Origin of the sequence: Pseudomonas sp. p1(2021b) (genome assembly GCF_020151015.1) — a bacterium.
In the GTDB taxonomy this organism is placed as follows: domain Bacteria; phylum Pseudomonadota; class Gammaproteobacteria; order Pseudomonadales; family Pseudomonadaceae; genus Aquipseudomonas; species Aquipseudomonas putida_K.
Window position 1 is genome coordinate 3,175,701 of sequence record NZ_CP083746.1, and the last position, 13,501, is coordinate 3,189,201.

At 60.8% G+C, this 13,501-nt stretch carries 14 protein-coding genes; 7 read left to right on the forward strand and 7 right to left on the reverse strand.

All coding sequences use genetic code 11. From position 1 onward, the window contains the following. Positions 1 to 3 precede the first annotated feature (3 nt). A complete protein-coding gene (locus K8374_RS14715) occupies positions 4 to 1,383 on the reverse strand; it encodes a purine-cytosine permease family protein (RefSeq protein WP_224456176.1) in 1,380 nt (459 codons plus the stop codon). A 268-nt stretch (positions 1,384 to 1,651) separates the two neighbouring features. On the opposite strand from K8374_RS14715, the gene K8374_RS14720 reads away from it, so the two are divergent. Continuing rightward, a complete protein-coding gene (locus K8374_RS14720) occupies positions 1,652 to 2,353 on the forward strand; it encodes an EthD domain-containing protein (protein WP_224456177.1) in 702 nt (233 codons plus the stop codon). 42 nt (positions 2,354 to 2,395) lie between these two features. On the opposite strand, the gene K8374_RS14725 is transcribed toward K8374_RS14720, so the two are convergent. Beyond that, entirely contained in the window at positions 2,396 to 3,241 is an 846-nt protein-coding gene (locus K8374_RS14725) for an EamA family transporter (RefSeq protein ID WP_224456178.1), read from the reverse strand. A gap of 107 nt (positions 3,242 to 3,348) precedes the next feature. On the opposite strand from K8374_RS14725, the gene K8374_RS14730 reads away from it, so the two are divergent. The 5 genes from K8374_RS14730 (at position 3,349) to K8374_RS14750 (ending at position 6,644) form a co-directional block, all read left to right on the forward strand. Continuing rightward, complete coding sequence (locus K8374_RS14730; protein ID WP_224456179.1) at positions 3,349 to 3,825, forward strand: Lrp/AsnC family transcriptional regulator; 477 nt, start codon at positions 3,349 to 3,351, stop codon at positions 3,823 to 3,825. Between the two features lie 20 nt (positions 3,826 to 3,845). Next, on the forward strand, positions 3,846 to 4,352 hold the full coding sequence (locus K8374_RS14735) for a GNAT family N-acetyltransferase (protein WP_084858912.1): 507 nt from the start codon (positions 3,846 to 3,848) through the stop codon (positions 4,350 to 4,352). A 52-nt stretch (positions 4,353 to 4,404) separates the two neighbouring features. Continuing rightward, positions 4,405 to 4,965 carry a dihydrofolate reductase family protein gene (locus K8374_RS14740; RefSeq protein WP_224456180.1) on the forward strand — a complete coding sequence of 187 codons (561 nt, stop codon included), beginning with the start codon at positions 4,405 to 4,407 and terminating at the stop codon, positions 4,963 to 4,965. Positions 4,966 to 5,068: 103 nt separating this feature from the next. Then, positions 5,069 to 5,623: a GNAT family N-acetyltransferase gene (locus tag K8374_RS14745; protein ID WP_224456181.1), complete on the forward strand. Its 555-nt coding sequence runs from the start codon at positions 5,069 to 5,071 to the stop codon at positions 5,621 to 5,623. 220 nt (positions 5,624 to 5,843) lie between these two features. Next, positions 5,844 to 6,644 carry an aminoglycoside phosphotransferase family protein gene (locus tag K8374_RS14750; protein WP_411969644.1) on the forward strand — a complete coding sequence of 267 codons (801 nt, stop codon included), beginning with the start codon at positions 5,844 to 5,846 and terminating at the stop codon, positions 6,642 to 6,644. A gap of 257 nt (positions 6,645 to 6,901) precedes the next feature. Here the strand turns inward: K8374_RS14750 and K8374_RS14755 are convergent, their stop codons facing one another. Both K8374_RS14755 and K8374_RS14760 read right to left on the reverse strand, forming a co-directional pair. Further along, positions 6,902 to 7,597, reverse strand: a complete 696-nt coding sequence (locus K8374_RS14755; RefSeq protein WP_224456183.1) for a tetratricopeptide repeat protein — start codon at positions 7,595 to 7,597, stop codon at positions 6,902 to 6,904. A gap of 5 nt (positions 7,598 to 7,602) precedes the next feature. Further along, positions 7,603 to 8,274, reverse strand: coding sequence for a hypothetical protein (locus tag K8374_RS14760; RefSeq protein ID WP_224456184.1), 672 nt, complete (start codon positions 8,272 to 8,274; stop codon positions 7,603 to 7,605). 367 nt (positions 8,275 to 8,641) lie between these two features. Between K8374_RS14760 and gstA the strand changes: the two genes are divergently transcribed. Then, entirely contained in the window at positions 8,642 to 9,247 is a 606-nt protein-coding gene (gstA, locus tag K8374_RS14765; protein ID WP_224456185.1) for a glutathione transferase GstA, read from the forward strand. Between the two features lie 163 nt (positions 9,248 to 9,410). Here the strand turns inward: gstA and K8374_RS14770 are convergent, their stop codons facing one another. The 3 genes from K8374_RS14770 to K8374_RS14780 form a co-directional block, all read right to left on the reverse strand. Continuing rightward, complete coding sequence (locus tag K8374_RS14770) at positions 9,411 to 10,664, reverse strand: OprD family porin (RefSeq protein WP_224456186.1); 1,254 nt, start codon at positions 10,662 to 10,664, stop codon at positions 9,411 to 9,413. Positions 10,665 to 10,723: 59 nt separating this feature from the next. Continuing rightward, complete coding sequence (locus tag K8374_RS14775) at positions 10,724 to 12,028, reverse strand: CitMHS family transporter (RefSeq protein ID WP_224456187.1); 1,305 nt, start codon at positions 12,026 to 12,028, stop codon at positions 10,724 to 10,726. Between the two features lie 122 nt (positions 12,029 to 12,150). Then, positions 12,151 to 13,464: a dicarboxylate/amino acid:cation symporter gene (locus K8374_RS14780; protein ID WP_224456188.1), complete on the reverse strand. Its 1,314-nt coding sequence runs from the start codon at positions 13,462 to 13,464 to the stop codon at positions 12,151 to 12,153. Between the last annotated feature and the right edge of the window lie 37 nt (positions 13,465 to 13,501).

Here is a 13,501-nt window from a genome sequence, read left to right on the forward strand (position 1 = left end):
CCCTCAGTCCGGAACGGACGCCTGCAGCGCTGCAGACTTGGCCGCAGGCTGGCTGTTGACCATGCAATACAGCGCCCCTGCCAGGACCAGCCCCACCGCCCAGCTGATGTCCGCCCCCAGCCAGTTGGCGACGAAGCCGGTGTAGAACGACAGCTTCATGAACGGGATGGTGCCGATGATCGACACGGCGTACACCGCCAGCGTGCGGCGATTGAAGCGTCCGTAGCGCCCCTTGGCGTTGTACAGCTCACCGACTTCATACTGGCCGCGGCAGACCCAGTAGTAATCGGCCAGGTTGATCGCACTCCATGGAATCAGCAGGTAGAGCTGGCCGATCAGGATGTCGGCGAAGAAGGTGTCGAACCGGTACTGGGTGGCGACGGCGATCAACGTCGCCGCGACGGTCAGCACGGCCATGATCAGCGCCTTTGCCGACGACGTGACACGGCGCAGCTCGCCGAAGGCACCGAAGATCGTCACCGTCGACATGTAGGCGCTGTACAGGCAGAGCACGTTGTACTGGATGACGCCCAGCGCAATCACGCCCAGCGCCAGCGGTGCCCAGGGCCCGAACAAGGTGGCGATGGCAGTGGCAGGGTCGTGGCCGAGCGCGGACGGGATGGCGACGGCCAGCAAGGCGCCCAGGGCCATCATGGCGAACGAGCCCAGCGCGCAGCCGCAATAGGTTGTCCAGAACGTGGTGCGGGTGTTCACGTTGGCCGGCAGGTAGCGCGAGTAGTCGGCTACGTAGGGGCCATACCCGAGCGTCCAGGAGGCCGCCTGTGCCACCACCAGGTTGAAGGCCGTCCAGGAGAAGCCGCTGCTGAGCGAGGTATTCACCGCGGCCTCGTCGGGGTGCAGCAGGATCAGCACCAGGGCACCACCGAACACCAGGGTGGACAACAGGCTCATCCACGCGCCCAGGCGGTGGATCAACTCGTAGCCGATGAAGCCAATGACGAAGGTCAATACACCGACCAGGATGATCGCCTGGTCGTCGCTGATCGGCAGCAGCGCCTTCAGGGCGTCGCGCATGAGCACGCCGCTGGCGGCCAGGAACAGCACCGCCGCCGTGACCATCACCAACAATGGAATCGCCGCGCCATGCACGCCGAACTGCGCCCGGCTCTGAATCATCTGCGGCACACCCAGGTGAGGCCCCTGGGCGGAGTGCGCGGCCATGAAGATGGTGCCCACCAGGTTGCCGACCAGCAGGCCGAGCAACGTCCAGGCGAAGCTCAAGCCAGAGGCGATGCCCAAGGTGCCGACCATCAGGGCCGTCACCTGGAAATTGGAGCTGAACCAGATCGTGAACAGCCGCTTGGGTGAACCATAGCGTTCGGCGTGGGGGACGAACTCGATACTTCGCGTTTCCAGCTTCACGGGCGTTTCCTAATTGTTGTTATTCGGCGGATTATCAGCCGGGCAACCGAACGACAGTCGGCCTGACGACGAACACCTCATAGCTATCAACGACTTACCGGAGCAGTTCGTCGGCTTTACCGCCATGCGGCGGATCGTGCCGGCCCCGTTACTGATCCGAACGCAGCTTCACCGTCTAGTCCGTTCAGAGGATTCCCACGCCACATCGAAGGCCGACCATGGCCCGCTCAAGGTCATTCCCGACCACCCCGTGTGTAAGGAGAACGTCGTGCAGAAAGTCATCTACCTGCTTTGGCAACCTGAGCAAGACACCTTCGAGTCGTTCGCCACCGCCCTGGCCGGCCCCCTCGCCGACCGCCTGCAGACCCTCGGCGCCCGACACCTGCAACTGAACCTCGCCGATGCCGACGTCAGCCCCGCCCAGGGCCTGCGCCAGGAACAGGCTGGCCCCCTGCCCCAGGCCGTGCTGAGCTTCTGGCTCGACACCGCCATCGCCGAATTCCGTCGCCCGTTCGACGACATCCTGCAAGCCCGCTGTGCACGCATCGCCGGGTACCTGGTCTGCGAATCGGTGCCTATCCGCAACACCCGCTTCCCTGCCCACGCCGGCCAGCGCACCCATGGATTCTCGCAACTGGCCTTCCTTCAGCGGCCAGCACGCCTGAGCCACGAGGCCTGGCTCGAGGTGTGGCAGAACCACCACACCCGGGTGGCCATCGATACCCAGGACAACTTCGAATACGTGCAGAACCTGGTGGTGCAGGTGCTCACCCCCGGTGCCGCGCCGCTGGCGGCCATCGTCGAGGAATGCTTCCCGCCCGCCGCCATGAGCGACCCGCAGGCATTCTTCGATGCACCGGGCGATGCGGCGAAGTTCCAGCACAATCTCGCGGTGATGATGGACAGCTGCCAACGGTTCATCGACTTCGACCAGTTGGGCGTGCTGCCTACCAGCCAGTACCCACTGTAAGAAGGAGGCCAAGGCAGTGCCCTGAGCAGCCGCTTCGGTGCGCTACCGTTTACGCCCGATCAGGGCCGCACCGGCGCATGCCAGGGCAATGGCGACGATACCCGACCATTGCACCAAGGTGAGAACCTCATCGAGGATCAACCAACCCGCGAGGGCCCCCGCCGCGGGCGAGGCGCTGAGCAACACGCCGAAGATGCTCGCCGGCAAATGCCGCATCGCGTACATGTCGAGCAAGAACGGCACGGTGCTCGACAGCAAGGCAACGCACAGGCCGATCAACAACACCCACGGCTCGAACAACTGGCTGCCGGCCTGGCTCACGCCAAGCGGCACCCCCAGCAACGCCCCAAACAGCATGCCGGAGGCAACGGCCTGGCGGCCATGGACAGCAACCTTGCTGCCCAGTACCACATACAACCCCCACGCCAAGGCTGCCGCCAGGGCATATAGCAAGCCACGCGGGTCCAACCCATGGCTGTCCAGCCCCCACGGCAGCAACGTCAGGCCGACTGCCGACAGGCCGATCCAGAGCAAATCGATCTTGCGCCGGGAAGACAACAAGGCAGCTCCCAGCGGGCCGATGACTTCGATCGACACCGCGATCCCGACCGGAATGTAGAGGAAGGCCCGATAGATCAGGATGTTCATCAGGCCCATCATCAGCCCATAGGCCACAAGCCGCGGCATGCTCGCCTGCCGCCAGATGCGCCATGGCCGCAACACCGCCAGCAGGATGACGGCCGACAACCCCAGCCGAAGTGCCGCCACACCATCGGGGCCCACCATGGGGAACAGGGTCTTGGCCACGGCAGCGCCTGTCTGTACGGACACGAGCGCGGCCAGGGCGGCGCCGATGGGCGCGAAAGCGCGAGCGTCAGGTGAGTCCACGCAAATCTCCAGCACGTTTCGATGGGCCATTTTAGTGCTCGGCCTTTGATCGAATTGCTGTGAAAATAGCCGCTTGACGAGCCAATTGCTTTTTTTGGGCAGGACACATGAGCGACCTCACCAAGCGTCCGCTGGATGCTTTCGACCACGCAATACTCAAGATGCTCCAGCAGGACAACAAGACCTCGCAACGCGTCATCGCAGAGGCCATCGGCCTGTCCACCCCGGCCGTTCAACGCCGCGTCGCCCAGATGGAAGCCAGCGGGGTCATCCTCGCCAACACCGCCGTGCTCGGCCCGGAGGCGGTGGGCCAGCACCTGACCGCCATCGTCGAATCACGCCTGCGCGAAGACCGCTCGATCGTAATGGACCGAGCCAAGCGTTACTTCGCAGGGGTGGACGAGGTGCAGCAGTGCTATTTCGTCAACGGCGGCGTGTCGTTCATCATCGTCATGGTCGCCCGCGACGTGGCGCACTTCGAAAAGCTGGTCAGGAAGCACTTCGCGGACAACGAAGATATCCTGACCTACCGGACACTCATCGTGCTCGACAAGGTGAAAGTGGGGTTGTCCGTTCCGATATGAATACCAGGGAGAACATCAGCATGACCATGACGATCCGTAGCGAGCGCATCCAGGACATCGATGCCATCGCCCGGCTGACCCAAGCGGCGTTCGAGCAGGCGCCCCACACCAGCCATACCGAACAGTTCATTGTCGATGCCCTGCGCCGGGCAGGTCAGCTGACCGTTTCCCTGGTCGCGGTCGAGAACGACGCCATCGTCGGTCATATCGCCGCCTCCCCCGTCACGGTTTCGTCCGGCGCAACCGGGTGGTATGGCATCGGCCCGGTGTCCGTGCGGCCGGACCGCCAAGGCCAAGGTATCGGCGCGGCGTTGACGAAAGCTGCACTCACCCAGCTCCAGCACCTGGGCGGCGCGGGCTGCGTGGTCTTGGGCGACCCTGGCTACTATGGGCGTTTCGGCTTCCAGGCCAGCGCCGGGCTGACCTTGCCCGGCGTTGCGCCTGAGTACTTCCAGGCGCTGGCTTTTTCGGGTGTGGTGCCTGAAGGGGTCGTGGCGTATCACGAGGCCTTTGGTGCAACCGAGTAGGACAGGTGGTTTCAGGTCGGTTTCCAGATCTGCTCTCAAGGAGGATGCTACGTTGAAGACGCAGTACTACACCTCAGCCAGCCTCGATGGCTTTCTTGCCACTGAAGATGATTCACTGGAATGGCTGTTTCCGCTTGGCGACATCAACCAGACCAGCTACCCATCCTTCATCGAGGCTGTAGGCGCGATCGCGATGGGGTCGTCGACCTACGAATGGATCCTGCGCAATGCAGGTACCGTCTCCGAACAAACAGGCACGGCGTGGCCATACACCCAACCGACCTGGGTCTTTACCAGCCGCAAGTTGCCCACGATGGAAGGTGCCAATGTCACGTTTGCCAACGGCGACGTGGGCGCGGCTCACGCTCAAATGATCGCAGCGGCCAATGGCAGGAATGTATGGATCATGGGCGGCGGCGACCTTGCCGCGCAGTTCCATGACGCCGGATTGTTGGACGAGATCATCGTGCAAATCGGCTCCGTAACGCTTGGCGCCGGGAAACCGCTGTTTCCGCGACGGCTCCTGAGCCCCGGCCTTACCCTGCTTTCGGCAACGATGGTTGGTAGTGGGTTCGCGGAGCTGACCTACCGGGTACTGAAGGATTGCCACTGACTTGTTTCGCGTCCCCTAAAGCCCGCTTCGGTTGAAAGCTGTCATTTCACGTCCGTCAGCTGTCGACCCATTGCAGCCGGCTAGCACGGACGGCCTTTCAGGCATGCTTGATTTCGGTTTGCGCGTCAGCCATGCAGGTGGTGTGGCAAACTCTCTCTTTTTGAGGACGCCTTGCGAGGAACACATGGTAATTCGACGATTCAGAATCGGGGATGAGATTGCGCTGTTCCGTGTCTTTTACTCTGCCATTCATGACATCGCGTCACACGATTACACTCGAGATCAAGTCGATGCCTGGGCTCCTGCCGATCTTGATCAGAAGATGTGGGCGGAACACCTCCGAGATCTTCGCCCGTTCGTGGCTGAGATCGACGGGAAAATAGTGGGCTACGCTGACATTCAACCGAACGGGTATATCGACCACTTTTTTGTGTCGAGTACTCATCCTCGGCAAGGAATAGGTTCTTTGCTCATGAAGCGAATCCATGAAGAAGCCAAGTTGCTTGATATTGTCGAGCTTACTTCAGATGTCAGCAAAACGGCTGAGGCGTTCTTTGTATCGCATGGGTTTCATGTCGTGCAGCGCGGGTTTCCGATCTGTCGGGGTGTAACGCTTCAGAATGCATTTATGCAGAAAAACCTGAAATGCGGAGCATGAATGCCCCAGTTCAATCGCGAGTAACTGCATTCGCCCCGTTCAGACCTTCGTGACAGGAAACAACCGGCAAGAATTACTATTCCAGTAGGTTGGCGAAGCTTTGGTCATGCATACTTATTACTGGCAATGTCCTTTTGACGGATGACCTCGAGGGACTTATCCTGCGCTTATAGAGCTCGAATGAGAACTAATTATGGACAGCGTTAAATTTGAGCAACCTATGTTTGATCAGTATCTGAAACGATGGGGGCTGACAATCGACGGTGATGCTTTCGTCTCGCTGAACGGCAATCTACTACCCGTTCGCCAAGGCAATGTACCCGCCATGCTTAAAATCTCACAAGAGCCGGAGGAACAAGCAGGCAGCCAGCTCATGGCTTGGTGGGACGGCGACGGTGCGGCGCCCGTGCTGGCCCACGAGGGTGAAGCTTTACTGATGAAGCGCGCGCAAGGCTCGGCCACGCTCATCCAGATGGTCAATAGTGGCCGGGATGACGAAGCCATTCGCATCCTCTGTGCGGTAGTAGCCCGTCTTCACACACCGCGCCCCAAGCCCATCCCTGAATTGGTTCCGCTCGTGCAATGGTTCGAATCGCTATTGAGTGCGGCAGCTACTCACTGCGGCATTCTTGAACACTGTGCGGGGGCGGCACGCGAGCTTTTGGCTGCTCCACGCGATGTTGCAGTACTTCACGGCGATATCCATCACGGTAATGTGCTTGATTTCGGCCAAGCTGGATGGCTTGCCATTGATCCCAAGGGGTTATACGGCGAGCGCGGCTTTGATTATGCCAATATTCTCTGCAATCCCGACGAAGCAAGTGCGCTTGCACCGGAATGCTTCGCACGACGTATAGCACTCATCGCAGATGCTTGCGGTATTGATCGCCGAAGGTTGTTGCAATGGGTGCTCGCATGGACAGGATTGTCGGCAACCTGGATGCTCGAAGACGGTGCCGAGCCAAGAAGCAGGCTTGAGTTGGCGAAGTTGGCAGCTTCGGCACTCAATATCAGCTTCTAGGGTCTGTATGAAAAGTCTTGAGACGAAGGTCAGGCAAGGCGAAAACAGCCGAGGAACGGTCGGAGTCGTGCTCGACTTTACGTGTTGTAAATGAGCATTCCGAGGCTGTTTGCCGCGTATCGTCAGCGCATCAAAGCAGTTTTATGCCTGAGTTCTGGTGAGCTGAAAATCCGACTTTTTCAACTGCATCGACCCATTGCTAACCTTATGAGGGGCACCAATGGGTCGATAACAGTCCCTCGCGACTCACTGACCTATCAGGGCAGCGAAATCCCGTACTCTGCGAGCTTGGCCTTGTGCTTATTTTTCACGTAACTCTTGTTGACCATCTGCGAGAACTTCATGAAGTCGGCTTTGGCATCATCTTGACTCTCCAAATGGTCGTACGCTATTCCACGCGCATAATAGGCCCATGCGTAATCTGGCTGGCGCTGAAGGCCCGTGCTGAAGGCTTCGGCGGCCTCCCGGTATTTCCCAAGATCTGTCAACGCGAGGCCCAAATGATAATAGGTCGGCATGTGAAAGCCGGTGCCTTTGCCTGCCTCTCCGATTCCGTTATCAAGGTTGTACTGGACGAGTTCGAGCGCCTTTTTCGGATTGCCAGCGTCACGATACATGGCGCTCAAATCCAGGTTGTCGCGTGGGCTAGGCTTACCGTCGAGCTGCATGGATTTTTCCTTGGCGACCACGGCTTCGGGGAAGCGCTTGAGGTTGCTATACGCATCCGCCTGCACCGCGTAAACCAAACTTTGCAGCGAAGCGGACAGCGTATTCTTTTGCAGGCATAGATCACCCTCCTGCAACGCCAGAGAGTAGTTTGCGACTTTGTGCGCTTTGAACTGATTAGTGCAGTGGATCAGGTTGGGGTTTTTCGGGTTTTGCATCCCAGCACAACCTGTGAGGATGACGGTGCAGGCGATGATAATGGGCCAGCGAGCATTCACGTTAGGCATCCTTGTCAGTCGAGCAGATGTGCATTGAGGTCAGGGCGATAGACCTGCAGGAGCGGCGCGGTCACAGTGCCTTGAAGCGAGCAGAGCACGGTGGTGTGCCCCGCCAGCGGCGGTACCGTGTCGCCATTGTCGACGATCAGCACGCGGTCTACGAAACCAAACGGCGTGGCGACGCCAGGACCGGTTAGTCCTTCGGTTCGCCATTGGCCGATCGGGTCTCCGACGCGGCGGATTTCAGCGCGAACAATGGCTTTGCCTTGCCCGACAAAGCGTGCGTTGTCAACGATCAGCGGCTTGAGTTTCACTGCCACCTCTTTAGGCGAACCGTCGGCTACGAAACCCCAGAACAGGAAATTGCCGACGTTCTTTATAGTTTCGGCGTGGTTGTAATAGCCAATAAGAGCCACGCCGTTGACCATTAGAGGCGTTTCGAAGTGTTGGTAAGTGCCCCCTTCCTGTAACGGATTCAAAATGGTCGGAGCCTTGACCGAGCCGTAATCACTCAGACGCAAGGTTCCTGCTGGCAGACGCGCATCGCGCAGCCGCTCGAAGAAATGCGCATCGCAACGAGAGAATTCAGTCAACAGTTGATCGGGCGTGGTGACGGCCTGTACGGGAGTAGCGCAGGCTGCGCCGGAGGCGAGCAAAGCAACGCCGGCGAAAAGAGAGCGGAACATTCAAATCATCCGTGAAGTGGGATAAACAACTGTCGGCAGGTGAGCCGGAAGCTTTAGCAGTCAGGCCTGCGGAGAGATCCAGCTTTTCTTTTTGGCTGAAAACGGGTATGGATCGAGCGTCCACTTCTGGCCGGAATGAATAGCTCTATCTCGAATGGCTGCAATGGGTCGAAAGCGGTCATCCATGACCGTTATTTGTCGCCCCGAAACGGACTCTGCACCCAACCCTGCCCAACGACCAACAGCTGCCGCTCCCCATCCAAAGCCAACTTGCATGAAATCCCGCTTTGGTGTCATAACCAGCGAGCTGCACAGTGCCTCACCTCGCCAGCCGTCCCACGGCTGACCCACACAATGGGAGAAGGAAATGAAGCTCTTTTACTCGCCAGGTGCCTGTTCACTCTCGCCGCACATCGTACTCAACGAACTGGGCCTGCCCTACTCCGTCGAAAAAGTCGACCTCAAGCGCCACACGACCGCCGACGGTGCGGACTACTACACGATCAATGCCAAGGGTTATGTTCCAGCCTTGCAACTGGACAACGGTGAAGTCCTCACTGAAGGCCCGGCCATCGTCCAATACCTGGCCGACCAGAAACCCCAGGCCAACCTGCTGCCCCCTGCGGGCTCGCTGGAGCGCGCGCGGGTGCAGGAATGGCTGAACTTCATCGGCACCGAGGTGCACAAGACCCTCGCCGCCTTGTTCAACCCGAGCATCACCCCGGAGGCCAGGAACAAAACCATCGATACCTTCGGCAAACGCCTGGGCTTCGTGGAGCAGGCATTGCAAGGCCGAGACTACCTGACCGGCCAAACCTTCAGCGTGGCCGATGCCTACTTGTTCACCATCGTGAACTGGGCGCCGATGTTGGGCATTGACCTCTCACCCTGGCCAACGGTGGTGCAGTTCCAGAAACGGGTCGCCAACCGCCCGGCCGTACAGAAGACGCTGCAGGCCGAAGGCTTGACCTGACCTGCGCCGGGCTCAAGCCGGCAGCCCTTTGCGGGCTTGAGCCCCCGCCTCCATCGCGCGGTTCAGCGTCTTCCGTCGACAGCCATGCGCATGGCTTTCATAGGGAACCGGAGGGAACAGCGCAAGCAGGCATACCGAGGTGCGCCTGCTCGCTTCGGTGCATCTACCACAAAGCAATGTCGTAGGTCAGGTAGATCCGGTTGCTGTCACGCCCTCGGGAGAAATCAGAACGGTAGACGTAGTTGCGCAGTTTCACGCCCAAGCCCTTCATCGGCCCGGATTGCACAACGTAGGCAAGCTCCATGTCACGCTCCCATTCGCTGAGCCCGGCGTCAGCAGAGCGGCCGTTGTCGCCGCTCAGGTAGCGGGTCATGAAGGTGAGCCCAGGGATACCGGCCGCGGCGAAGTTGTAGGCGTAGCTCGCCATCCAGGTCTTCTCTTCTTCCTCGATGAACTTGCCGATGCCGACGTTACTGAACGAATAGACCGTCGCCCCACTGATGTACGGCAGCCCCGCCTCGCCGTCGAGCACCTGGTAACCAGCGCCTACGGTGTGCCCCGAGTGGCTGTACGCGACCTGACCACTGATCATGTCGTTGTCGATCCGGCCGCCATAGGCGGCTCCGCTGTCGCGACTCTTGAAGTAGCGCAGGTCGGTGGTGAACACCCCGCCGGCCAACGGCAGTTCGTGTACCAGGCCCGCATAGTCCTGGCGGTAGAAGTGTTCGAGCTGGCCATGGAAATAGCTCAGGCGCAGCTGCTTGCTGACGGCATAGTCGGCACCGGCAAAACTGAAGTCGCCAGACTCGCTGCCGCCATAGCCATCCAGGTAGAGGCCGGTGCTATCGGAGGAATCGCGCTGCTTGAAGCGCTCCAGGTGGCCGGCGGTCAGGGTCAGGCCCTCGATATCGGTGCTGGTCAGTTGTGTGCCTTGGTAGGTCTGTGGCAGCAACCGCGCATCGTTGTAGACCAGCACCGGTGTCTTGGGCAGCAAGGTGCCATGCTTGACCACGGTCTGCCCCAGGCGCGCCTTGGCCGTCACGCCGGCACTGGCGAACTCATCCGCGGCGCGGCCATCATCGTGAACCGGCAGCAGGCCGGTACCGCTGCGGCCTCGGCCCGAGTCGAGCCGGACGCCCACCAGTCCCAGGGCATCGAGCCCCAAGCCCAGCGGCCCCTGGGTGAAGCCTGACTGATAGTCGAGCAGAAAACCCTGCGCCCACTCCACCCGCTCGCTCTTGGCATTCGCGGCAGCGCGGGCGCTCATGCCCTGCTCGTCGCGAAAGTTTTCGTTGAAATAGACATTGCGCAGCTGCAGCTTGAGCTTGCTGTCGTCGATGAATCCGACAGCGCCGGCCACAGGCAGCCAGCCGCAGAGCAGGCCACAAGTGGCCCCACGGAAAACAGCTCGGGACATGTTCGGTACTCTGTTGTTGTTCTTGGATAGAGGTGGGCGCCAGGAGCACCCCATGCAGCTCAGACGAAGAAGGACAGCGCCCCCGTGAGCAACGCCAGCGCCGTGATCACCAGCGAGGTGAGTACCGCCCATTTGACGGTGGCCTTCTGGAAGTCGCCGATATCGCGATCGACCATGCCGACCAGCAACAAGGTCGAGGCCACCAACGGGCTCATCAGGTGCACCGGCTGCCCCAGCACCGACGCGCGGGCGATTTCCACCGGGTCGATGCCATAGGCCGCGGCGGCATTGGCAAGGATCGGCACCACGCCGAAGTAGTAGGCATCGTTGGACAGCACGAAGGTCAGCGGCATGCTGGTCAGCGCCACCACCAGCGGGAACCAGTGGCTCCAGGCCTCGGGGATCCAGTCGACCAGGGTCTGCGCCAGGGCATCGACCATCTTGGTGCCGGAGAAGATCCCGGCGAAGATGCCTGCGGCGAACACCAGCAGCACCACGGTCATGGCGTTGCCCGAATGGGCGAGGATGCGCTCCTTCTGCAGGTCCAGCTGCGGGTAGTTGATCATCAGTGCCGCGACGAAACCGATCATGAACAGCAGCGCGGAATGCATCACGCCCATCACCAAGGCCGTCATGACAGCGATCACCAGCACCAGGTTCACGTACGCCAGCCGTGGGCGCTTGTTCGGGTTGTCGCCGAGGATTTCCTTGATGTAGCAATTGCCACCACCGGACTCCAGGGCGATGTTGCCGATGCGCCGACGCTCGGCGCGGCCCAGCAGGTAGGCGGTGAACACCACCCACGCCGCACCGCCGATCACCGTAGGCAGCATCGGGATGAAGTACTCGGTCGCGTCCAGCCCGAGCGCGGCAATGGCCCGGGTAGCCGGCCCGCCCCAGGGGCTCATGCCGCTCATGATGCTCAGCGACAGCATCGACACCGTGGCCAGGATCATCGGGTTCATGCCAATGCGCTTGTACAGCGGCAGCATCGCCGCGCAGGTGATCATGTAGGTGGTGGTACCGTCACCGTCGAGCGCCACCAGCAGCGACAGCAGCGCTGTGCCGATGGCGATCTTGATCGGGTCGCCATTGACGCGCTTGAGGATCTTGCGGATCAGCGGGTCGAACAGCCCGGCATCGATCATCAGGCCGAAGAACAGGATGGCGAACAGCAACAGGGCCGCCGAAGGCGCCACCATCTTCAAGCCATCGAGCATCATCTTGCCCAACTCGGGGGCAAAACCACCGATCACCGCGAAGACGATGGGTACCACGGTGAGCGCAACGATCGGCGACAGGCGTTTACTCATGATCAGGTAGGTGAAGGTCACCACCATGATCAGGCCCAGGAGTGCAAGCATGGTCTTCTCTCTTGTTTTTATGCTTTGCGGCCATCGGCAAGGCAGACGGCCCCCTACCCCACTCGACATCGCCGGGATGTCGAGTGGGATTCTAAGTCAACGATGGGAAGTGGAAGAGGTTCTCAGCTGTGATGCCGAGGCTCGGCAGACCAATCGGCCTGCACAGTGCCCACCTCGGCCGGTGCAGCCGGGGTGCGGTTCAGGCGGCGCAGCAAGGTTTCCCGCTCACAGGCGTTCTCCGACAGTGAAATGACCACGGTGGCCACGGCGTTGCTGGCCAGGCTGGTCAGGGCACGTGCTTCGGACATGAAGCGATCGATGCCGATCAACAAGGCAAGCCCCGCCAACGGGATGTCGTGGATGACCGTCAAGGTCGAGGCCAATGCCACGAAACCGCTGCCGGTCACGCCCGCGGCGCCTTTGGACGACAGCAGCATGATCGCCAGCATCGTCACCGTCTGGCCGAGGCTCAGGTCGATGTTGCAGGCCTGGGCGATGAACACCGCCGCCAACGACAGGTAGATGGCGGTACCGTCGAGGTTGAACGAATAGCCGGTTGGCAGCACCAGCCCGACCACACCTTTCCTGCAGCCAAGCTTTTCCAGTTTTTCCAGCATGCGCGGCAGCACGGGCTCGGTGGACGAGGTGCCGAGCACCACCAGAAACTCCTCGCGGAAATAGCGCAGCAGCTTCCACAGGCTGAAGCCATGGGCACGGCAGATGCCGCCGAGCACCACCAGCACGAAGAACGCGCAGGCGATGTACAGCGTCCCCACCAGCTTGGCCAATGCCCCGAGGGAGGTCACGCCGTACTGCCCGACGGTAAAGGCCAGCGCACCGAAGGCACCGACCGGGGCGAAGCGCATCAGGTAGCCGAAGATGCGGAACACCATGGTCGAGGCCGACTCGAGTACGTCGAGTACCGGCTTGCCTTTCTCGCCCATCGACGACAGGGCAAAACCGCTGAGCACCGCAATGAACAGCACCGGCAACACTTCACCCTTGTTGAACGCACCGATGAACGTGTCGGGGATGATGTGCATGAAGAAGTCGACCACGCTGAGCTTGGCCGCGGAGGCAGCGTACTGGCCGAGCCCCTCGGTGCTGAGGGTGGCCGGATCGATGTTCATGCCAACGCCCGGACGGAACAGGTACACCGCTGCCAGGCCGATGACCAGGCTGACGATCGTCAACCCCAGGAACAACAGCAAGGTCTTGCTCATCAACCGACCCAGCGTGCGCTTGTCGGTCATGCCGGCGATGCCGGTCACGATGGTGCAGAAGACGACCGGGGCGATCATCATCTTGATCAGCTTGATGAACGCGTCACCCAGCGGCTTGAGCGCAACGGCCTGTTGCGCCCAGAAGTGACCGACCACCACGCCCAGCAGGACGGCGCAGAGGATCTGGAAATACAGTGACTTCGCGAGTTTCATGAGGCATCACCCATTGTTGAAATTGTGCGGATGTGCG

What these genes read in the sequence shown, in the direction of transcription:
- K8374_RS14730 (WP_224456179.1), top strand. Translation starts at nt 3,349, where the DNA reads ATGAGCGACCTCACCAAGCGTCCGCTGGATGCTTTCGACCACGCAATA.
- K8374_RS14735 (WP_084858912.1), top strand. Translation starts at nt 3,846, where the DNA reads ATGACCATGACGATCCGTAGCGAGCGCATCCAGGACATCGATGCCATC.
- K8374_RS14745 (WP_224456181.1), top strand. Translation starts at nt 5,069, where the DNA reads ATGCTTGATTTCGGTTTGCGCGTCAGCCATGCAGGTGGTGTGGCAAAC.
- K8374_RS14750 (WP_411969644.1), top strand. Translation starts at nt 5,844, where the DNA reads ATGTTTGATCAGTATCTGAAACGATGGGGGCTGACAATCGACGGTGAT.
- K8374_RS14755 (WP_224456183.1), bottom strand. Translation starts at nt 7,597, where the DNA reads ATGCCTAACGTGAATGCTCGCTGGCCCATTATCATCGCCTGCACCGTC.
- K8374_RS14760 (WP_224456184.1), bottom strand. Translation starts at nt 8,274, where the DNA reads ATGTTCCGCTCTCTTTTCGCCGGCGTTGCTTTGCTCGCCTCCGGCGCA.
- gstA (WP_224456185.1), top strand. Translation starts at nt 8,642, where the DNA reads ATGAAGCTCTTTTACTCGCCAGGTGCCTGTTCACTCTCGCCGCACATC.
- K8374_RS14770 (WP_224456186.1), bottom strand. Translation starts at nt 10,664, where the DNA reads ATGTCCCGAGCTGTTTTCCGTGGGGCCACTTGTGGCCTGCTCTGCGGC.
- K8374_RS14775 (WP_224456187.1), bottom strand. Translation starts at nt 12,028, where the DNA reads ATGCTTGCACTCCTGGGCCTGATCATGGTGGTGACCTTCACCTACCTG.
- K8374_RS14780 (WP_224456188.1), bottom strand. Translation starts at nt 13,464, where the DNA reads ATGAAACTCGCGAAGTCACTGTATTTCCAGATCCTCTGCGCCGTCCTG.